21 protein-coding genes are annotated in these 22,609 nt (G+C 27.2%); 12 read left to right on the top strand and 9 right to left on the bottom strand.

The window, feature by feature from the left end; all coding sequences use genetic code 11:
* Positions 1 to 473: 473 nt before the first annotated feature.
* From OC535_RS04310 to OC535_RS04320, 3 genes are all read right to left on the bottom strand, one after another.
* On the bottom strand, positions 474 to 689 hold the full coding sequence (locus OC535_RS04310) for a helix-turn-helix domain-containing protein (RefSeq protein ID WP_498823379.1): 216 nt from the start codon (positions 687 to 689) through the stop codon (positions 474 to 476).
* Between the two features lie 238 nt (positions 690 to 927).
* A complete protein-coding gene (locus tag OC535_RS04315) occupies positions 928 to 1,212 on the bottom strand; it encodes a transposase (protein ID WP_498823253.1) in 285 nt (94 codons plus the stop codon).
* Positions 1,202 to 1,435 (bottom strand): transposase, encoded by a 234-nt coding sequence (locus tag OC535_RS04320; RefSeq protein WP_498823380.1) that lies wholly within the window; start codon positions 1,433 to 1,435, stop codon positions 1,202 to 1,204. The genes OC535_RS04315 and OC535_RS04320 overlap by 11 nt, the downstream gene beginning before the upstream one ends.
* 474 nt (positions 1,436 to 1,909) lie before the next feature.
* Here OC535_RS04320 and OC535_RS04325 point away from each other — a divergent pair, with 474 nt between their 5' ends.
* Positions 1,910 to 3,703, top strand: a complete 1,794-nt coding sequence (locus OC535_RS04325) for a toll/interleukin-1 receptor domain-containing protein (RefSeq protein ID WP_498823254.1) — start codon at positions 1,910 to 1,912, stop codon at positions 3,701 to 3,703.
* Positions 3,704 to 4,318: 615 nt separating this feature from the next.
* Here OC535_RS04325 and OC535_RS04330 read toward each other — a convergent pair.
* Both OC535_RS04330 and OC535_RS04335 read right to left on the bottom strand, forming a co-directional pair.
* Entirely contained in the window at positions 4,319 to 5,227 is a 909-nt protein-coding gene (locus tag OC535_RS04330) for an HNH endonuclease (RefSeq protein WP_498823255.1), read from the bottom strand.
* Positions 5,209 to 5,799, bottom strand: coding sequence for a hypothetical protein (locus OC535_RS04335; protein ID WP_498823256.1), 591 nt, complete (start codon positions 5,797 to 5,799; stop codon positions 5,209 to 5,211). The genes OC535_RS04330 and OC535_RS04335 overlap by 19 nt, the downstream gene beginning before the upstream one ends.
* Before the next feature lie 1,091 nt (positions 5,800 to 6,890).
* Here OC535_RS04335 and OC535_RS04340 point away from each other — a divergent pair.
* From OC535_RS04340 to OC535_RS04385, 10 genes are all read left to right on the top strand, one after another.
* Complete coding sequence (locus OC535_RS04340; RefSeq protein ID WP_498823257.1) at positions 6,891 to 7,109, top strand: hypothetical protein; 219 nt, start codon at positions 6,891 to 6,893, stop codon at positions 7,107 to 7,109.
* 453 nt (positions 7,110 to 7,562) lie between these two features.
* Complete coding sequence (locus tag OC535_RS04345) at positions 7,563 to 7,691, top strand: hypothetical protein (RefSeq protein WP_498823258.1); 129 nt, start codon at positions 7,563 to 7,565, stop codon at positions 7,689 to 7,691.
* A gap of 128 nt (positions 7,692 to 7,819) precedes the next feature.
* Complete coding sequence (locus OC535_RS04350; RefSeq protein ID WP_498823259.1) at positions 7,820 to 8,032, top strand: helix-turn-helix domain-containing protein; 213 nt, start codon at positions 7,820 to 7,822, stop codon at positions 8,030 to 8,032.
* Between the two features lie 16 nt (positions 8,033 to 8,048).
* Positions 8,049 to 11,276 carry a helicase-related protein gene (locus OC535_RS04355; RefSeq protein ID WP_498823260.1) on the top strand — a complete coding sequence of 1,076 codons (3,228 nt, stop codon included), beginning with the start codon at positions 8,049 to 8,051 and terminating at the stop codon, positions 11,274 to 11,276.
* Complete coding sequence (locus tag OC535_RS04360) at positions 11,276 to 11,995, top strand: DUF4391 domain-containing protein (protein ID WP_498823261.1); 720 nt, start codon at positions 11,276 to 11,278, stop codon at positions 11,993 to 11,995. The genes OC535_RS04355 and OC535_RS04360 overlap by 1 nt, the downstream gene beginning before the upstream one ends.
* Positions 11,996 to 12,937, top strand: coding sequence for a DUF2971 domain-containing protein (locus tag OC535_RS04365; protein ID WP_498823262.1), 942 nt, complete (start codon positions 11,996 to 11,998; stop codon positions 12,935 to 12,937).
* A 2-nt stretch (positions 12,938 to 12,939) separates the two neighbouring features.
* Positions 12,940 to 13,215: a hypothetical protein gene (locus tag OC535_RS04370; protein ID WP_498823263.1), complete on the top strand. Its 276-nt coding sequence runs from the start codon at positions 12,940 to 12,942 to the stop codon at positions 13,213 to 13,215.
* 58 nt (positions 13,216 to 13,273) lie between these two features.
* On the top strand, positions 13,274 to 14,875 hold the full coding sequence (locus tag OC535_RS04375) for a site-specific DNA-methyltransferase (protein WP_498823264.1): 1,602 nt from the start codon (positions 13,274 to 13,276) through the stop codon (positions 14,873 to 14,875).
* Positions 14,876 to 14,889: 14 nt separating this feature from the next.
* Positions 14,890 to 17,880 (top strand): restriction endonuclease, encoded by a 2,991-nt coding sequence (locus tag OC535_RS04380; protein ID WP_498823265.1) that lies wholly within the window; start codon positions 14,890 to 14,892, stop codon positions 17,878 to 17,880.
* A 10-nt stretch (positions 17,881 to 17,890) separates the two neighbouring features.
* Positions 17,891 to 19,486 carry a hypothetical protein gene (locus OC535_RS04385; protein ID WP_498823266.1) on the top strand — a complete coding sequence of 532 codons (1,596 nt, stop codon included), beginning with the start codon at positions 17,891 to 17,893 and terminating at the stop codon, positions 19,484 to 19,486.
* 71 nt (positions 19,487 to 19,557) lie between these two features.
* Here OC535_RS04385 and tnpC read toward each other — a convergent pair whose 3' ends face one another.
* Positions 19,558 to 21,120, bottom strand: coding sequence for an IS66 family transposase (tnpC, locus tag OC535_RS04390; protein WP_498823267.1), 1,563 nt, complete (start codon positions 21,118 to 21,120; stop codon positions 19,558 to 19,560).
* Positions 21,121 to 21,186: 66 nt separating this feature from the next.
* Complete coding sequence (gene tnpB / locus OC535_RS04395) at positions 21,187 to 21,534, bottom strand: IS66 family insertion sequence element accessory protein TnpB (RefSeq protein WP_498823268.1); 348 nt, start codon at positions 21,532 to 21,534, stop codon at positions 21,187 to 21,189.
* A 66-nt stretch (positions 21,535 to 21,600) separates the two neighbouring features.
* On the opposite strand from tnpB, the gene OC535_RS04400 reads away from it, so the two are divergent.
* Complete coding sequence (locus tag OC535_RS04400) at positions 21,601 to 21,732, top strand: hypothetical protein (protein WP_498823269.1); 132 nt, start codon at positions 21,601 to 21,603, stop codon at positions 21,730 to 21,732.
* Here OC535_RS04400 and OC535_RS04405 read toward each other — a convergent pair.
* Both OC535_RS04405 and OC535_RS04410 read right to left on the bottom strand, forming a co-directional pair.
* Positions 21,729 to 21,836 carry an IS3 family transposase gene (locus tag OC535_RS04405; protein ID WP_498823381.1) on the bottom strand — a complete coding sequence of 36 codons (108 nt, stop codon included), beginning with the start codon at positions 21,834 to 21,836 and terminating at the stop codon, positions 21,729 to 21,731. The genes OC535_RS04400 and OC535_RS04405 overlap by 4 nt on opposite strands.
* Positions 21,837 to 21,842: 6 nt before the next feature.
* On the bottom strand, positions 21,843 to 22,598 hold the full coding sequence (locus tag OC535_RS04410) for an IS3 family transposase (protein WP_498823270.1): 756 nt from the start codon (positions 22,596 to 22,598) through the stop codon (positions 21,843 to 21,845).
* Positions 22,599 to 22,609 lie beyond the last annotated feature (11 nt).

Here is a 22,609-nt window from a genome sequence, read left to right on the forward strand (position 1 = left end):
CTCTCATGTAATGAATGTTTAGAAAATAAAATATATAATTATACATATAATATAATCTAAGAAGTTAATAATTATTTATCAAGTTTTTTAAGAAAATCAATATGTTTTTTAAACGTTTCTCTTGAGAAAAATCTGGGAACTTTTTTTGTGTTAGAGGCAAAGTATAGTAAGTTCTTATTTTTTCTTTGGCAAATTCATACATTTCTTTGGAAACAGCATATGATTCTAGATCACTGTAGTCACTAACAATTTTCTTAATTAGATTACATAAGTCAGCATTAAAAGGATAGTTAGGATCATCTCCATAAACTATAAGACTTGTATATCATTTATCATCTTATGCTTCTAGATCATTTACTAATTGATCGTGTATATCAATTTTAAATCCAATTTCATTAAAGCATAGAGTATATCATCGATATCAGCTAATGAAGAAATATTGTATTTAGATGAAGATATACTACATAGCCAATCTAGAGAAACTTTACATTTTGAGCAATGTTTATTAAAACTTCCATAGTAGGGGAATTACGATTATTTTCATAAGCAGATAATAATGATTGAGGAATATTTAATAATAAAGCAAATTCCTTTTGTGACATTTTCATTTCTTTTCTCAATGTTTGTAGTTTTTTACCTAGATTAATTATTTTAATAAATAGACTAACCTTTCTTGAAATATATAAAATATATAGTAATTATAACAAAATCTAATGAAAATTAAAATAACCACATTGAATTTCATAGTATAAACGCATTGTACTAAAACGTATGTAATTCTTATGATGGCTTCTTTTTATAAGAATGACTGTTTGAGTATTAATAATCAAAATATTTTAGTAAGTACTGTTAATCTTTAATGTTTTAGTGGTAAAATGAACATGGTGGCCCCTCCTCAAATGAAGCGGTATTCTATTGTGGAGTTAATCAGGATGAATTCAGTAAAGGAAATATAGAACTTTTGTGAGGAATTCTATATTTCAAAATCAGTTTTCCGTGACATTTTGGGCATTGGCACGCAGACTGAACCTTTTGGTCACCGCTATGTGAATCAACCTGTGGTGGGGTCTGATTCAGTAATGTTCGGCATAATGGAATCTTTGTCTTTCGGTTACCATTGGACATGAAACCATAATGTCGAATCTTGATAAAATGAGATGGCAGTATGTGTTGCATAAATCTTCTAAGGAATTCACATGCATCAAGAGTCATTTCTTTTTTGTTTGGAATTGTCCTTATGGTCTTTATATCTGAATGTAACCATATGATTATTTTGATTATAATTCAAGATTTTTGAATTGGAGATAGCGATTCTATGAGAATATCTTCCAATATAGTTTAAGACTGCCTGATTGTTTCCTAAAGGCTTCTTTGAATAGACAACCCATTCCTTTAAATAAATAAAGTTCTTCAATAAGGGATTTATATGGTTCATCACGAAGAATAATACGATTATTACTGGAATTATAAAGTTCAACTAAATTATAAATAAAAAAAAGCCATCATAAGAAAGATGGCAAACAAAAAAATATAGAAAACATAAAGAAAGAATTGAATTAACGCGAAGCGTTTTAGTATAATTATTTTAGAAATTTGTAATATTTTACTTGGGTTTGGAGAAGAAAATATATTTTTATCACATCAAATTGCTCGCTAAGTGTGTATATTAAAGATAATTTTGTGTCAAAATAGCAAACCATCCCCTTGAATACGGCATATACTATGTTTTAACTACGATTGCAATGCTTATTTTTGTCATTAGGGAAGGGGTGTCACACCAATTTTAACGAATTTTTGCTCGGAACAGATAAACATTTTTCTATGGATAATAGTAAAATGGTTTAAAAACTTTGCTAAAGAAAAATTTTTAAGATAGCTGGTTAAAATACATTAGAAAGGAGTCATGAAAATGACAAGTGTTTTTATTAGTCATAACTACATGGATAAGCCATTGGCTAGAAAGATTTCCAATAATTTGAATTATTATGGTATTAGAACTTGGATTGATGAATCGGAAATTAAAGTTGGAGATTCGCTTATTGCTAAAATTCGTAAAGGAATTGATGATGTTGATTATTTGATTGCGTTAATTTCTAAATATTCAGTTGAGTCGGAATGGGTACTGAAAGAACTAGATATAGCAATGAATAAAGAAATTGAAAGAAAAAAAGTAATTGTTTTGCCTGTTTTAGCAGGAAAATGTGATTTGCCTGGTTTTCTAAAAGGTAAGCTTTATGTTGATATGTCAACTGCAAGAAATTTTTCAAAAAACTTACCCAAACTTTTAGCAAGATTTAATATAGAGAATATTTTGCCAGAGGACAAACTTGTTTTTACACCATCAAAATTGTCTCTGGTTGAAATTATTAATAAGTTGTCTGACGAAAAAATGAATTTGAGAATAGATGTATGGAAAAGTTTGTCATACTCTGATAAACAAATATTTATGCTTGATGAATTTAGGGCTTTTATTATTAAGTATTTACAAAAAGAAGATATAAGTACAGAAGAGTTGATTGAATTATTAAAATTTTATGATCGGTGTACAAATGAAGATAATTTGCTGAATCCCTGCTATTTATCGCTATTGGACACAGAGAATGAAAAATTATTAGATGCAGTTATCCATTCAATAGTCGTACATAAAGTTACTAATCAAGATATAGTGGCTAAGATTATAAATATACTTGAAAAATCAACTAGCAAAAATACTATTATTGCCTGTCTGCAATATTTTGGTAGTTATTATATATATAGTGAAAGAGATGAACTGTTGGAAGTGATGGATTCTTTGTTGGAAAAAAATTCTAATAGACAAATTTTTAGTGCCCTCATTAAAACTATTTTGTATCAATTTGGGGATGATGATGGAGTTCGCCGAATTGTAAAATTATATTCGGAGTCAGATGATTTTAACAAAAAACAAATCGTTACTGTTTTTTCTGCACTTGGTTCAGAAGTGGAATTGACATCATTTTATATAAGAAGTCCAAGACTAAGGGATGAATTCAAAAAAATCATATTGGAGGCGTTTAGTGAGGAAGATGATTTGCTTAATGCAGACTTAGTATGTGCATTATTTGTAACAGAAGAATTGGAGTATATTTTCCCAAGATCTGAAATATGGGATATAGTAAATAATCTAGATAATTATTCTATTTTGGCTCTGCTCGAGAAGGTTTCTGTTGACTATAATGTAACAAACGTCTTTAATTCTGTAGATGATGTTACAGGATTTGCTAAAATGCTTGATAGAAAAGATGTAAGGATTGATGAACTAGTTTTTGAAATTTTATCGGATATTTCATTGAAGTCAGCAATTGATGTATTGGTTAAACATCAATATGAACCTAAATTTTATAATGTAGATAATATATTAATCACTTTGCTTAAAGAAACAAATCTTAAACAGTATGAGAAATTCTATCTAATTTGTCGAAAGGTGAAACTTGATAATTGTGATGAAATTGAAAAAATACTTATATTATTATGTGATTATTTCTTGGATGATAGCAAAATAGTTGAATTAGTTTCTGCAATACAACTTGATTTTGGAAAAGTTGATATGGAAATGCGTGATAGAAAGAAGATACTTAGGTTCGTTTGTGATATTTTTAATAAACAAATCGATTTGTTTGATGAGAAGAATATAAAGATAATAAAACAATTTACAAAAAAGGCGAAGCAGTATTACATGAATTAGTAGCAAAGCCAGAATAGTTTTAGGTTTCTCTGAGTTGAAAAGAAAATATTTAATTCAATTATTAAACTGAAACTTATGGAGCGGAACAACGAATAATTGGCAGAAATCGAAAAAATCTATAACGATACATTTGCGATAAGTGAATATAAACATTGGGAAAGAAATATATTGTTTTTCTTAGCAAAATCGCTTATAATTTAGGTCACAACATATAGCTATTATCCGCAGTTACAGAGTAAATGTTATCAACACCGATAACAAAATGATAACATTAGCTCATATAGGCAGGATAATATGGATATATCAAATAATCAAAGGATTTACATACTCGGCAGAGAATAATCTCTAAACAAAATTGATTAGTATTTGTCAAGTTCGAATAGTAACAAGTGGTTTAGAAGTGTCATTAAAAGATGGCACTTTTTTTGTATAAAATATTAAATTTATATTTTTATTTACAAGGTCAGCATTAAAGAATTAAAATTTTTTGAGAGGAGAATAAAAAATAATTTGTTTAAGGTGTTGCTATTAAAATGTTATCATTAATAAGAATTTAGCAAAAGTTAGCTTGATTAAATGAATAATATATAAGAGATATTTTAACTATTTATTTATCTATATGTCATAATATGAAAGTAGTTCTTTTAATTCAATATTAATATTTTTAGATTTTAATAAATCTTTTCTTTGATTATAGAGAATAGTTATGAGTTCTTTACTATTTTCTCCATAATGAATTTCGTTATGACAATGACTACATAATGATACTATGTTTTCTTCTATATCTAATGAGTATTTAAAATTGTCTTGATATGCCATAGGAATTAAGTGATGAGCTTCCATATAAGGTAAGCCATCTTTTTTTCTGTTAAAAGTTTGGTGGAGCATATTTATTTCACATTTAAAGGAAGCGTGATTCAAAGCATTTATGGCAACTTGTCGATCACGCTTGAAGTATTGTTGACCTTTAGTGGTTAGCAAAGGTTCTTGCTTCTTTTTTATTAAAGGGGAGTATTTATAATCCACAATGTTAATTTTAATATTTTTAATAGAATCGTTTAATTTGGTGTCTTCAAAGTTATTTAGTTTTATATTTTGTTGATGTTTATAATTTTCATTATTTATATAGTTTAAAATATCATTAACCAGTTTTCTATGTTCTGGTTTATTTGCGTACCAAATATTTGATTGACCAAAACCAATATTTTGAGTATTAACTCTTGCACGAGGGATTTCTTTATCTCTTTTTTTGGAGGATAATAAATGTGCATTAGTTGCTGTCGTTTTAATATTATATTGTCTTTCATGATATTTTTGACGATTTCTATATATGGTAGCATGATTGTACCATCCAACAACTACTGTTTTTGTTGAATTATTAGTACAAAATACAACTGTAACATCTTCTATTGATTCTCTATTTTTAAAATTTTGATCAATGTTCTCTATATGTATTTGTTTAGGATTGTTAAAATTATTCTCGTATCCTCCAGTGTATTTTGTTTCTACAAAGCCATAAACCATTCCATCTTCACAAATATGAAAATTATTTTTTTGAATGCGTCACCATTTACATTAACATATTTTCCACCATTTTTAGGAATATCATTTTTAAAACGAATAGAATCGTAATGTTTCATATATGCAATATTACAAAACAGTATTTTTTGATTACTATTTTTAAAATTTAGTATATATTCTCCTAAATTTGTAAGATTACCATAATTATCCCTAAGTTTTCTAGGAACATGAATATTTTCTTCTAGTTCATGATTTTGCAGATCATATAATGGTATTTTATTTTCTCTAAATTTGTGCAATAATTTAAGTCTAACATATTTATCATTTTTTCTTCCTTCCAAATATTCATTTTTATTACTCCAGTATTTTTCATCATTTAAAGTATCTTTAGAATGTATATTTACTTTTATAACTTCAGCTAAGAATTCAATTGTACTAGTAGGTTTTAAAGAATAAATATAAACTAAATCACCAATGTTATAATTAACAGATTGTTTCCAATCAATATAAGGTAATTCTTTAAAAGCTTTATTATGATCATATTTTTTATTATTTACAGCAATAAGCCATTCCATTGATTTTCACCCCTTATTATTTAAAAGTTATTAATATTGCGTGTCATTTTATAAGTTATCAATAGTATTTAAGTATATGATTTACTATATGTAAAGTAAAAACTGATTTAAATTTGACTATATAAAAAAGTGTTTTTTATGAAATATTTCAAAAATAAGGTAGAATTAAAAAAATTTTATTTACTGCATTTTAGATGTTTTCGTGATATTTTACTATGAATTTATTGTTTTTTATCATACCGAAAAAATTTGATCAAATTGAATCCAGCGATCATCTGAATCTTTTTAGAATTTAAATGGGAAAACATCATCGCAAGTAAATAATTTATATGTTAAATCTAATGCATTTGTGTACATATCTTGATTTGAATAATAAGAATTTACATTTGAAGTATTACTTATTCTTTTGAGCATATATTCATTGAAAACTAGCATTCTTTTTTTATATACTCGCCGTAGTTACTCACTTTTGTACTTTTTTCTTTACTTATTATAACATTTATAAATATATATTGCATATTTATGACATAAAAAAGTGTCATATAGTATAAAGGAGAATACATTAGAAAAGCTAGATGAAATGTTTTCTAATTAGCGCTCTCTTTTTGTGTTGCACAAAGTTATTCTTTATTTTATCGGTGAATAGTAACTTCATTTATGTTATTTATGTTTAATTATTAGATTTAAAAATTATAGACTTTTTTATTTGAATGTGTATAATATAAATGCATATTTGGTGCATATTAATAATGAGGTGTTCAACCTCAAGGCATCCTATGATGACGAGTGACGGTTCTGACTCGTCGGTAAAATAAAAAATGACTGAGCGATGATGATGTGTGAGAGCAACGACACATCGGTAAAATAAAAAATGGCTCAAGGATGCAAGATAGAGGAATCTATAGCAGGTTCCTCTTATTTTTTTAGAGAAAAGGATAAATAAGATGCATGATTATGAAATTAAAAGGTTGAGTGAGTAATTTTATAAAGATTATTCTCATGATTAATATCAAGAAATTTTAACAAAAGAAGGAAGAAGTTATGATGTTGTTTTATTTGAGATAGATTATTTAAAAGATTGTTATGTTTGTGTGCCATTTGGTGAAAGTTCTACTATTGATATTGATGAATATAAAGAATTTGAAAAACAAGAAGATCATATTCATAAGAATTTAGAAAAGTATATACATGACTATGTAGAACATGTTAATGGACATATGTTATTACATATTAAACAATTTGAAAGAAAATATAAATATTCTACTCTTAAATATTTTCATGAAGAGCTTGGAATTATAGATGATTGTTAAATTTATTACAGAAATTACTTTTTTATATTTAAAAAAGATTTTTAAAAGCTATTATCCCAACTAACAAATAAATTTTAAATTTTGTTAATTATGATATACTACTACATGTAGAAAAGTTCTATTAATTGGGCTGGTCGTAAGACCTAGGTCCATCAAACAGCGGGTATGACACCCGCTGTTTTCTTACAAGAAAAGACGAGATGAGTGAATTAAATATTTTTATAAGATGAATTGGGAGATTTTGGGTAATATGATTATTATTTATCATATTACATAATTACAATGGTTTTTCATAATCAAAAGAACGATATACAGGATGAATTTGTTCATTTAGAAAAATCTTTAATAAATTTAGGTTGTCCACATCATAATGTTCAAGCAGATTCTATTATTAGAAATGAAGATGAATATTGTAAAACTTCATTATAGATTAGAAAAAGGATATTAATGCACATGATTAGTTTTATAAGAATAGATATTTGTTGTGAAAGCTTTGTTGTTAGTAAAAAGACTGTTAATGATAATGTAGGATTAGCAGGAAAATTAAGTAAAGAAATTTCCAATTTTATTAGAGAAAACTAGAATGAATTTTAAAAAGATTAGTTTTTTACTTTTTTTATTAGAAAAATGTTTATATACAAAGAAATATGTTTGTTTTAAGAGAATTATATTATATAATAATAGATAAAGAAAAAAAGGATATAAATAGTATGGATGTTTGTTATAATAAATTATTTAAAATGTTAATTGACAAAAGTTTACGAAAAACAGAATTTGCTAAAATGGTAGGTATTAGCCAAAATACATTAGCAAAATTATCTAGAAATGAATTTGTATCAATGGAAGTACTTGTTAAAATTTGTAGAGGGTTAAATTGTACTCCTAATGATATTATGGAAATTTTGCCTTTGGATAATAAATAGAAAGTGGTGAAGTATTATGCCAGAAGTATTAGATTCTACTAAAATTGGTGCTGTAGGAGAATATATAAAAAATCATACTGATGAAAAAGCAGTTATTAATGTTTCTTCTCCCATGTTTACAATTTTTGCATTTGAAGAATTAAGAAAAGTATTAGAAAAAAGTGATAAATTCAGGTTTCTTTTTAACGAACCTACTTTTATAAGAAAGATTATCGCCAATGAAAAAGAAGTAAAAGAATTTGAATTACAAATGCAACAAAGAGAAAGAAATGTATCTGAATTTGCATTAGAGATTGGATTAAAAAACAATCTAGATCAAAATCAAATAGCAAGTAAATGTTATAATTTTATTAAGGAAAAAGGTGAATTAAAATCAGTAGTAAAATCAGGTACTGTTACACCAAATAATATTTATATTAAAAATCCAATATCAAACAGTTACTTGATAAATGGAAGTCATATTTCTTTTTCAAAAGATGGATTAGGATATACAAACACTATTAGATTTGATTTTAATACAGTTAATGATGAAAAAGGGATTATCAAACAATATGAGCATTTTTTTGATTCGATTTTTTCTAATAAAGAAGTTGTTGAAGATGTAAAAGAAGAATTATTAAAACATTTATCAAATTTATATAAAGAAAATTCACCTGAATTATTATATTACTTAACTTTATATAATATCTTTGGTGAAAAATTATTAAATCTTGATGATATGGCTAGAGTTAAGGAACGTACTGGAATAAATCAAACTAAAATATGGAATTCTTTATATAATTTTCAACATGATGCAGTTGTAGGAGCAATAAAGAAGTTAGAATTATATAATGGATGTATTATTGCAGATTCAGTTGGATTAGGGAAAACATTTGAAGCATTAGCCATTATTAAGTATTACGAACTAAGAAATGATCGAGTTCTGGTATTGGCTCCAAAAAAATTAAGAAACAATTGGACAGGATTTAAAGAAAATAGTACAACAAATATACTTGCTGAAGATCGTTTTAATTATGATGTTTTAAATCATACAGATTTATCTAGAGATAAAGGATATTCTGGAGATATTAATCTTGAAACAATCAATTGGGGAAATTATGATTTATTAGTCATTGATGAGTCTCATAATTTTAGAAATAATGCACCACGAAAAGATAGAATTACAAGATATCAGAAGTTGATGGACAATATCATTAAAAAAGGTGTTAAGACTAAAGTTTTACTTTTATCAGCTACACCAGTTAATAATAGATTAGCAGATTTAAAGAACCAGATTATGTTTATTACAGAAGGCAATGACAATGCTTTTAAAGATAATGCTAATATAGATAGTATTGAAACAACATTAAGAATTGCTCAAACAAGATTTAATGAATGGTCTAAATTACCACAAGATGAACAAACTACCAAGAACTTATTACCTATGTTAGATTATAATTTTTTTAATTTACTAAATACAGTAACTATTGCTAGAAGTAGAAAACATATACAGACATATTACGATACAAAAGATATAGGAGAATTCCCAAAACGTTTACTACCTATATCAATAAAATCAGATATAGATACTCAAAATGAATTTCCTACATTATCTAAAGTCAATAGTATGATAGCTAGTCTCCATTTAGCAATTTATTCACCAATGCTATATATTCTTCCTAATAGAATAAAATATTATGAAGAATTATATGATCAAGAAGTTAAAGAAGGTAAAGGAAGTTTTAAACAAGTTGACCGTGAAAAAAATATTGTTAATTTAATGAGAGTGAATATCTTTAAAAGATTAGAAAGTTCAGTCAATTCTTTTACCTTAACTTTAGATAGAATTATGAAACAAATTACTATGATGCTTGATTTAATTGAATCAGGAAATGAATATAATATTGATGATAATTCTTTTGACTCTGATGAATTAGATGAAGATGTTGAAATTGGTGGAAAAATAAAGGTTAGAGTTAAGGATTTAGATGTGATTAGAATTAAGCAAGATTTATTAGAAGATGAAGAAACTTTAATGTATCTTCTTGAATATGCAAGAAGAGTAGATGTATCAAGAGATGCAAAATTGATTGATTTAAAAAATCATATTACGGATAAAATTAATCAGCCAATTAATGATAATAATAAAAAGATTATTATATTTACATCATTTTCTGATACAGCAGATTATCTGTATAAAAATATAAATGAATGGTTATTAAATGAACATGGATTATATAGTGGAGTTGTTACAGGAAGTTCAGGAACTAAAACGAATCTAAAAAATGTGTCCAATACGTTTGAGTCTATACTTACTCGTTTTTCACCAAAATCAAATCATTTAGATAGCAATAATACACAAATAGATATTTTGATTGCTACTGATTGTATTAGTGAAGGTCAAAATTTACAAGATTGTGATTATTTAATCAATTACGATATTCATTGGAATCCTGTTCGTATCATTCAAAGATTTGGTCGTATTGATCGTATTGGATCAATGAACAAACAAATTCAATTAGTTAATTTTTGGCCAAATATGGAACTAGATGAATATATTAATCTTGAAAATAGAGTTAAAAATAGAATGATAATGTTGGATTTGTCAGCTACAGGTGAAGATGATTTACTAAATGTAGAAAGCAAGGACTTAGAGTATAGAAAGAAACAATTAAAACAATTACAAAATGAAGTATTAGATGTAGAAGAATTACAAGGTGGTATTTCTATCACTGATTTAACACTAGATGATTTTATTATGTCATTAGATAGATATATGAAAGAGAATTCTCATGTTTTAGAAAAATATCCTACTGGTGTCTATGCTGTAACTGATATAACAGATAGAGTAACAGAGGAATGCAAAAAAGGTGTCATTTATTGTTTAAAACAAAAACGTTATACAGAAGTTCAAGAGGGTGCTACTTCTTTGTATCCATTTTTTCTGGTGTATGTAAGAGAAGATGGTGAAATACATATTAAAAACACAAATCCTAAAAAGATATTAGATTTATATAAAGTTTTATGTGAGGGTAAAACAAAACCAATTGAAAGATTAGTTAAAGGATTTAATAAAGAAACAAAGAATGGAAATAAAATGGATAAATATACTGAGTTGTTAGAAAAGGCTGTTTTTGATATTAAAGGTGTTGTTGAACAAAAAGGTATTCAATCTTTATTTCAAATAGGACAAGCAACTTTATTTGAAAATACTGTTACAGGATTGAATGATTTTGAATTAATATCATTCTTGGTTATCAAATAATGGAATTATTAGATGCTATCAATATACCATTGTGTCAACAACAAAGAATACCAGTTAAAATGCTAATTGAACAACTACAGTCAACAACTTCAGATAAAAAAATATTAGAAACCCATATACAATCAATGTATTTGGTTAGCTTATTAAATGAACAAACAATAAGAATACGTGCATTTAAAGATGAAATATATAGTTTTCAAGCAATATATGTATTTAAAATAAATTTAAAAAAAAGTGATAATTTAATGTCATTATCAACTTTGATTCATTCAGCTTTTCCAGAGTCTACTATTTTATTGTTTGATTATAAGAGAAAACAATATATTTCTGGAGCAAGTAAACGTATAAATAAATTAGATAAAACAAAAACAGTAATTGAGGATACAGTATTATCAAAAATTACCATTAATAATGATACATTAGAATATTTAGATTTTAATAAATTAATTGAGTCAAATTTAAAGGAATATTATGAAAGTATTATGAAATTGATTTATAAATGTAAAGTTTATAGTATTATTAATGTCTTTCCTATTGATAATATTGATTTCAAAAATGTTATCAAAGAATATGAAAAATTAAATTCTGAATTAAATGTACTGAAAGAAAAATATAAAAATGTAACTATGAAAGCAGAAAAGATGAGAATTGATAATGAAATTTATGAGAAAGAAATATTATTAAATAATTTGATTAACAATTTAAGGAGAGAATTCTAAATGATAAAGCATAAAACCATAGAAGAAATTGATAAATGTGTGGATGAAATAATTGACGTTATAAATTGGGTTAAATATGGAGAAGATACAAAAGAAAAAAAAGATTTGTTATGGAAATTAAGCAAAATGCATAATGATTTATCTACAAGTGTATTTAATGAATATTATGCATTTAATCATAAAATAAATTCTCGATTGGATATATTAAACATTCCAAATGAATTGTATGTCTATCAAACATTAAATTGTGATAAAAGAGATAGCATAATTTGTTGCTTAAAAAATGAATTATTGCATTTAAGAGATGTAAAAAATGATATCAATGATTCAAAGGAATTTAATATATTAATTTTGAAAAGTATTGAAGAATTAAAGAGAAAGCATAAAGATGATGGTATTTTACTTAATGATTATGAAAAGTTGAGAGACAATTTTATCATAAATTGTTTGACTAGTAATTCACCAATAAGTAATGATTCAAAGACAAAACATATGTGGGATGAATATGGAAGAAATGAATCAGCAGTTTGTATTGAAATAGATATGAACGATGAAAGAAATAGTCATTTAAAAGATTATATGAAAAAAGTTATATATGTTGATGATAAAAGTTATACAGATCAATTAGTTTATAAAATTCATAATTTAGATATAGGAAAGTATCGTAAAAATATATTGAAAGATTTATTTATTGCTAATTTATATACTAAATTGAAAAAAGATGTTGATAATAATGGGAAAAGTCAAAATTGGGAACAAGAGAATGAATATAGAATAATAATAGGGTATGGCAATGGAGATTTTTATACAAATAAAAAAATAAATTATGCTCCAAGTAAAATTTATTATAAAAAACAAATGCCTAGTGAGGATAAGAAGGTATTAAGGAAATTATCTGGTAAGATACATGTAGAGATAGAGGAGATAGAGGAGGTAGAGTAATAATGAAAAGAATTGATGATAAAAGTTTAGATATTAAAAAAATTAATATTGAGAAACTTAAAGAATTGTTTCCTAATGTTGTAACAGAAGGAAAAATTAATTTCGATGTTCTTAGAGCTGTATTAGGTGGCGAAGTAGATGATAGTAGAGAAAAATATCAATTTACTTGGAAAGGAAAAAGTAATGCAATTAAATTAGCTCAAACTCCTTCATCATCAACACTTCGACCTGATAAAAAATCATCTAAAGATTGGGATACTACAGAAAATATATATTGAAGGTGATAACTTAGAAGTATTGAAACAGCTTCAAAAAACTTATTATGGGAAAATTAAGATGATTTATATTGATCCTCCATATAATACAGGTAGTGATTTTATATATAGAGATGATTTTATAGATAGTATAGAAAATTATAAAAAACAGACAAAACAATTTATGTCTTCTAACCCTGAGACTAATGGTAGATATCATACAGATTGGTTAAATATGATGTACCCAAGATTATTATTATCAAAAAATTTATTAGAGAAGCGTGGCGTTATTTTTATAAGTATAAATGATAAAGAGCAAAGTAATTTGAAAAAAATTTGTGATGAGATATTTGGAGAAAATTCATTTGTTACAACAATACATGTTGAATTATCAACAACCCAAGGAATGAAAATTAAGGCTGCCCAAAATGGAAATATTGTGAAAAATGCAGAATATATATTAGTTTACAGTAAAGATGGAAGTAAGAATATAGTTTCTCATTTATTATATGATTCTAGACCTGATTATGATGAACATTATAATAAAATAATTATTAATGATGAATTATTTTCACTAAAGGATTATGTGAACTCTAAAATAGAAAAGGAATTTATAAATGAAAGTCTAGGTGGCTTATATAAAAAAAGTAAAATATTTAAAAATATTATAAATAATAATTTAAATGAAATAGTCGCAGATGACAAGGTTACTGGTTTTAATATTAAAGATTTTGAATGTGGAAAAATTTATAATATTAAAAGAAACAATAAAGAATATTTGATTATTAACAATGGAAAAAAGTTAAGACAATTACTGCGTCTTTCTGAATCTTATGGTAAATGTGATGATTTTAAAACTTCATTTGGATTAAGAAAAATACGAGGAGATTGGTGGAAAGAATTTTATTTAGACATGGGTAATGTATCTAAAGAAGGAAATGTGGTTTTTTCAAATGGGAAAAAGCCAGTTAGATTGATTAAACAATTAATTCAAATGTGCACAAATGAAAATGATATCATTTTAGATTTCTTTTCTGGTTCTTCTACAACTGCTGATGCAGTTATGCAATTAAATAAAGAAGATAATATGAATCGTAAATTTATTATGGTTCAATTACCTGAATTATGTGATGAAAAATCAGAATCTTTTAAAGCGGGATATAAAAATATCTGTGAAATAGGAATAGAACGCATTTGTTGGGCTGGTAAAAAAATCAAGAAAGAATGGTTAAAAGATAATCAAGGAGAAGGCTTATTTGCAGATGAACAAAAAGAATTTCCTTTTGATATAGGTTTCAAAGTATTTAAATTAGATTCTACAAATATAAAATCTTGGGACAATGAAAATGAATTAGATGAAAAATCAATATTTGATTATGGTGATATATTTAAAGAAGATAGAACGAAAGAAGATGTTTTTTATGAAATCATGCTTAAATATGGTATTTTCGATATGCCTGCTAATGAGATAGAAGTTAATGGAAAGATTATGTATAGAGTAGGGAAAAGATATATGATTGTGTGCTTAGAAGATGATATAACAAATGAGGATATACAAGCAATTGCAAATCTTTCTCCTAAAACAGTTGTATTTAAAGAATCTGGTTTTCAAAATGATAATGATAAAATCAACGCAGTGTATAATTTAGAAAAAGCTGGTGTTGAAGATATTAAATGTATTTAAGGTGGTGTTTGTAAATGAAACTTAAATTTATAGACCAGCCTTATCAAACAGATGCTGTTAATGCTATATGTGATATATTTGAAGGGTGTGAAATTAAAGACTCATTATTTACGATTGATGCGACTAACGATAAATTTTTTAATCGAGAATTTCTTTCTGGAGAAGGGGTTAGTTATTTTTTAGGGCATTCAAATAGATTGTCAATAGATGATTATCAAATGTTAGAAAATGTTCAAAGAATACAAGAAGAAAATGATATTCAAAGATCAAAAGATATACAAGGTAGAAATTTTACTGTTGAAATGGAAACAGGGACTGGAAAAACGTATGTTTATACAAAAACAATTTTAGAATTAAATAAAAGATATGGTTTTACCAAATTTATCGTTGTTGTTCCTAGTATTGCTATTAAAGAAGGTGTTTTTAGCTCATTTCAAGCAACAGAAGAACATTTTAAAGAAAAGTATGATAATGTAGTATATAATTATTTTGTTTATGATTCTGGTCATTTAGAAAAAATAAGAGATTTTGCTACTAGTACAAATATTGAAATCATGATTATTAATATAGATGCTTTTAGAAAAAGTTTCACCAATCCAGAAAAAGAAACAAAAGCTAACTTGATACATAGAGAAAGTGATAGATTAAGTGGAAACAAACCTATTGATTTAATTGCTAGTACAAATCCAATTGTTATTATCGATGAACCACAGTCAGTTGATAATACAAAAAAATCAAAAGAAGCAATAGCATCACTTAATCCAATTTGTACATTAAGATATTCAGCAACTCATAAACAATTATATAACCTTATGTATAGATTAACACCTGTAGATGCTTATCAAGAAAATTTAGTTAAACATATTGAAGTGGCTTCAATAACAAGTAATGAAGCTAGTACAGAACCATATATCAAATTAAAGGATGTTAGTAATAAAAATAATACATATTTTGCAAAATTAGAAATATATGTTAAAAACAAAAAAACAGGTGTTATTGAGAAAAAAGCAGTTACAGCAAAAACAAATGATGATTTATGGGAATTATCTAATGAAGTAGATTATTATCAAGGTGAAGGCTATATCATTGATAATATTGATTGTTTTGTGGGAGAAGAATCTATTTCTTTATCTAATGGTGAATCTTTATATATTGGGGAAGCAATTGGAGAAGTTGATGATCAAGTTATAAAAAGAGCACAAATAAGACAGACAATTGAATTACATTTAAATAAAGAACTTCATTATGTAAAAAAAGGAATTAAAGTGTTAAGCTTGTTCTTTATTGATGAGGTTGCTAAATATCGTAATTATGATAGAGAAGATGAAAAAGGAGATTATGCTATATGGTTTGAAGAAGAGTATAATCGTCTTGTTAAATTACCTAAATATAAAGTATTAAGAGAAAAATATTCAAATAAAATATCATTAAATGCTGAAGAAGTGCATGATGGATATTTTTCTAAAGATGGTAAAGGAAGAATGAAAAATTCAAATGCATCTGCTTCAAGTAAAGATGATGAGTCTACGTTTCATTTAATAATGAAAAATAAGGAACAACTTTTAAGTTTTGATGAACCTATTCGTTTTATTTTCTCACATTCAGCTTTAAAAGAAGGATGGGATAATCCTAATGTATTTCAAGTTTGTACGTTAATTGAAACTAAAGATACAATGACAAAACGTCAAAAAGTAGGACGTGGGTTAAGAATTTGTGTTGATCAAGATGGAAATAGAGTACTTGATAACAGATATAATACTTTAAGTGTTGTTGCTAATGAGTCTTATAAAGATTTTGCTTCAACTTTACAAAAAGAATTAGAAACTGATAATTTTAAGTTTGGTATTATAGAACCTATTAGTTTTACTGGCATTTGTGTAACTCAATACGATGGTTCTGTTAAGGAGTTAACACAAGAAGATTCTCAAAAGATATTTGATTATTTAATTAAAAATGAATATATGACAAAACAAGGAAAGATTAGCAATAAATATCACTTTGAGAAACAAAATGGTGATTTTATATTACCTGATGAGTTTGAATCCTTTACGTCCAAGGTTATTAAACGAATTGATAATCTTTCTAGAGAAATTGAAATCAAAAATTTTAATGAAAAAGTTCCTGTTAGGATTAATAAAGAAGTTCAATTATCTCCTGAATTTGAAGAATTATGGAATAAAATAAAACAGAAGACAGTTTATACAATTAATATGGATATAGATAAACTCAAAGATGAAGCAATAGAACAAATTAAAAATATGCCTAAAATTAAACCTGATAGAATTGATAGTCAATTGACAAAAATTGACATTAATAAACAGGGAGTTCAAGATATTGGACATCAAGTACGAGAATTAGGAGAAATTTATGAATTTGGAAAAATGACATATCCTGATTTTATAAGAAGATTACAAGATTCTACTCAATTATTGCGAAAAACAATTATAGAGGTTATAGCTAAATCTGGAAGATTAAAAGACTTTTATAAAAATCCTGAAGAATTTATAAAACAAGTATCTAAAATACTTTTAGCAGTAAAAAAGGAAAATTTAACTGAAGGTATTAAGTATCAAAAGATAGACGAATATTATCAACAAGATTTTATATTTAATGATGAAGAACTATACGGATATAGAAATAAAAATTTACTAGAATTAACTGCAAAGAAAAATGTATTTGATCATGTTATTTATGATTCTGAAATTGAAAAAACTTTTGCAATGGATGCTGAAAATGATGATGATGTTATTCTTTATGCGAAATTACCAAGTACTTTTAAAATTGATACACCAATAGGAGGATATAATCCTGATTGGGTTGTTGTACTAAATACTGATGATGGTAAAAAACTTTATTTTGTTGCTGAAACAAAAGGAACAGAAAATATTAATGATTTAAAAGGTCCTGAAAAGAAAAAGATTCTTTGTGGTAGAAAGCATTTTGAAGTTATTGATACAGGAATTAAATATGAGGTAGTTAAAGAATTAAAAAACATTAAAATTTGAGGAGGATTATATGGATTGGACGAAGTTTAGTAATCATGGCGAATCAAATAATCATGCATTTGAAGTTATGTGTAATTTACTTTTTGAGTCATGGTGTAAGGAAAGTTATAAAGATCAGTTAGTTCAATTTGCATTTGTTAATGGTGCTGGAGGCGATGGTGGAGTTGAAGCATATGGTGTTTTAGCAAATGGAAATATAATTGGTGTACAATCTAAATGGTTTCCTGAAAAAATAGGTGATGAGCAAATAAGGCAGATAAACAATTCATTTAAGACTGCGATAAAAGTACGCCCAAGCATAACAAAATACATCGTTTGTATTCCGCGAGACTTAGGATCAAAGAAGATGGTTAAGAGAGGAGTAGTTGCCAGAAATACAGAATATGAAAGATGGAAACAGATGGTTCTGAATTGTAAATCATCTAATCCGAATGTGGAAATTATTCTTTGGGATGAAACAACTTTACAAGAAAGTTTAACAAAGCCTGAAACACAAGGTATTTATAAATATTGGTTTGAGAACACGATCATTTTTGATAATCTGTTTAAACTATCATATGAGAAAACTGTTAATGGATGGGCTAAATTAAAGTATATTCCTGAGATTCATACAACTGGTTATATTCATAACAAATTAGAATATTTTCTTGGAAGTGTTGAGTTAACTAAACATCGTTTTGAAGAAATATGCAAGTTTATACATAGACTTAAAGCATTATTACGAGCATATGAAGATTTATTGGAATTGGGTATTCCAGAGACAGCGAAAGAATTAGAAGCCAAAATTGAAAAAGATTTGTCAATTATAAAAAGATGGGTGGATATCCTAGAATCAAGCAAAACTATCATTGGAGATGGTGGAAGAATAGGTAGCATAACTGAATCATTGGGGTTAAGTTGCTCAGTACGTGATATAAAAGATTCACCATTACACTTTGGCAAATATTTTCATTTTAGTGAGGCAGAGCAATTATTAGATGGTATAGAAGACGATTTTTTTAATCTGAGACGTTTATTAGAAGATTGTGACAGCAATAAAATTCTTTTTTTAGGAATGCAGGGTACAGGGAAAACAGCTGGAATGATTGCTGAGGCATCATTGTTTTTACAAAATGGTGTTCATTTACCAGTAATTATTCATGCGAAAGAGTATTCTGAAGGCGAAACTTGGGCATCCATGATAATAAAAACATTGGGACTTAGTTATGAATGGAATGAAATGGATCTTCTTGGAGCTTTACAAAATGCAGCTTTGATTAGAAAGAAAGACAATATAGAATTTCCTGTTGAACCACAGTGTGTAATTTTTGTTGATGGAATAGATGAAGCAATATCTTGGAAGTTTTGGAAAGAAAAGATTGAAGAGACTACTGCATTCAAAAGAAAATTTTCAAGAATAAAGTTTGTGTTTCTTTCTAGACCATATGTATTTGAAGATCGTTATAAATTATCATATAGAGAACGTTTCTATTCATTGCCTATTACAGGAGATGGTGAATTGGAAGAAATATGCGATAAATACTTTGCAGCATATGAGATTGATATTGGAGAAAACCTATGGATTAAGAAAAACTGTAAGCGTCAAATAAAAAAGCCCTATGATTAGTGCTAATCAAGCACTATAATAGGACTGTAATTATTTATTGGATTTAATTCAACGACTAAAAGATCGTATTTCTACGATTTTTTAATCAGATATACATTTTTTGGTAATGTTTTTGACCATGGCATGATTTTTTCGAGTTCTTTATCATCATTAATATCTATTTCTGTTAATATTGTTAAAAGATATTCAAAATAATCATATGGTTTTAGATGATTAACTTTGGCTGTTTCAAGAAGTGAATAGATTGATGCACTTGCCTCTGCTCCCTTGATGCTGTTCGAAAACAACCAGTTGCGGCGACCTACACAAAATGGTCGTATTGAATTTTCTGCACGATTGTTAGATACTTCAACGCGTCCATCTTCAAGATAGAATCTTAAACTTTCTTCCTGATTGATGCTGTAAGTCAGGGCCTTGCTGAGTTTTGTTTGACCAACTGCTACTTTCGCGCATTCTCTGACATCATTGAAGAAATCATCAACGATTGGCTTAGCCTCTTTTTGTCTGATTTCTTTGATTTCTTCATAGCTTTTGCCGGCTAATTTCTTTTCAAGTGTAAAAAGCTTATTGATCTTATGAAGCAGCCTGTAGCTTGCAGTACCTTTTAGATCTGTACCAGCTGGTGCACTTTCAAGTGCCTCTGAATATTTTCGTCGACAATGGGCCCAGCACCCCATATGCTTGATATCATCAAGGTTATCATATGCCTGATATCCATCACTTTGAAGTATATGATGATATCCTTCAAGGTGTTTCTTGACATGTTCATGACCTCTTGTATTTTCATAAATAAAGTGAGCAATTTGCTTATCTTCACTTCTTCCTGATTGATATACCCACATATAGGATTTTATGGTTGGCTTTTGGTTGGGAACATTCAGCACCTGATTTGTTGTTTCATCTGCATGCAGATATTCACTTTGAAGAAGAACCTTATGCATATAATCAGTCATTTTTTTGAAATATTCATTATGAAGTTTGATCATCCAGTTGGCCATCGTTTGTCTTGATAATTTCAATCCTATCTGGCTGAACATAACTTCCTGTCTATATAAAGGCAATGCTTTATTAAATTTATTATCAATAATATATGATAAAAGTGATGGAGAAGCAAAACTTTTATAAATAATAGAATCTTTCATATCTGCTTTGTACATTTTTGATTTAATTGAACCATCTTCGCATTTATCACAGGTATAGACATACTGAACATGTTCAATAACTTCATATCTTGCAGGATGATAAACAAGTTCCTTTCTTGTATTTTCACCAATCTTTCTTAATGGTGCACCACATTCAGGACAGTTTTTGTCTTCAATATCATAAATCTTTGTTGTAGTAGGCAATGATGAAATATCAAGACCTCGTTTATTATTTTTCTTTTTACGCTTATATGTTATTTCTTCAAGTTTTGGTTCTGTCTTGATTGGCGTTGATTCAAGCTCGATTTCATCAAAAAGAGAAATCTGATCAGGAAGAACCGTTTTTTCTGATGATGAACCAAAAAGTTTCTTCTGCTGAAGTTTGACCTGCTGACTGTACCAGTTTAACTGTTCAGTTAAAACTTCAATTTTTCTGTCTTTTTCATTTATCATTTTGATAAGTTCTTCCTGACTTAGATTTCTCAAATCCATTGCTTAACTCACTCCATATTCCAATAATTCAACAAGCTGTATTATACCACAAATCAAAATAAATTATTAGATAAGAAGCTGTTTTTCTTTCAGTTTTTCTTCAAATTCCAGACCTTCCAGAAGCCAGTTGAGCTGAGTGGGAGTTATGGATCTTGTATTGGAATTATCATATTCCTTGATTTTGAATTTGCCATGCTCAAGTCTCTTGATAAACAGCCAGAAACCATTGCTTTCATAGTAAAGAATCTTGATTCTGTTTCTAGCTTTGTTTGTAAAAATAAATAGACTATGATCAAGTACATTCATCTGAAACTGTGAATGAACAATCAATGTCAGGCCATCAATTGACTTTCTCATATCAACGTAATGACTTGAAATATAGATATTCTTGATTTCATCAGTATTGATGATCATTTGAGAGCACCAATAATCCTGTCAAGAAGCTGAGGATTGAACTGAAGGGTATGACCATCTATACAGATGGAAATCTCATCAGAAAAAGCATGGTCAACAACAGTAACAGGTGTAAATCCAATATCTTCAGGATGTTCATCATTGAGTGGTACTATGTCAAGAAAAAGTACCAGTAAAATAGAAATTTTTTCTATTTAACTTCTACATTTGAAAAATGCAGATTCATAATTATTTGGACTCATATAACCGCAATGATTATGAATTCTTACTGTGTTATAAAATGTCTCAATATATTCAAATATTAATTGTTATGCTTGCCTATAATCCATTATTTTGAATCTTTCCAACCATTCCCTTTTTATCAGTGCATGAAATGATTCTATACATGCATTATCCCATGGTGTTCCCTTTTGTGAATAACTTCTTTCCATTTTCATCGTTATTTTTTGATATTCTTCACTCGTAAACTGTACTCCTCTGTCTGAATGGATCACAAGTGGTTTTTCAATATTTCTTCTCGCTTTTGCAATATTTATTGCTTCTACTACTGATTCAGCTTTTATATCTTTAGTTAATACCCATGATATGATTTTCCTTGAATATAGATCCATCACACTTGTTAAATAAACAAAACCTTCATCATAGGTCCAGATATAGGTTATGTCTGTACACCAAAAAGCATTTGGTCTATCTGGATTGAATTCTCGCTTGAGCAGGTTTTTTAGATTTGCAGTGAAATCTTTGGAAACTGTTGTTTTTGTCCAGTGTTTTATATAGCAGGCTTTTATCCCCATTTCACGCATATAATTACTAACCGTTTTCATGCTTATCTTTATTCCTTTTTGTCGCAGGATATGGGTGATTTTTGGTGCCCCATATATTTCCTTGTTTTCGTGATAAACAGTTAGAATCATTTCTTTGATTCGTTCTTTATGCAATTGCTGATGGGACTTTTTACGATGTTTCCATGATTTAAAACCGCTTCTGGAAATATTTAATATTTTGGTTACTGCTCTAATCGAAACTTTATCTGAATCTGCTGTTTTTTCAATATATTCACTCAATGCTCTATAAA

Source organism: Clostridium sp. Marseille-Q5894 (assembly GCF_946902305.1).
Classification (GTDB): Bacteria; Bacillota_I; Bacilli_A; order Erysipelotrichales; family Coprobacillaceae; genus Thomasclavelia.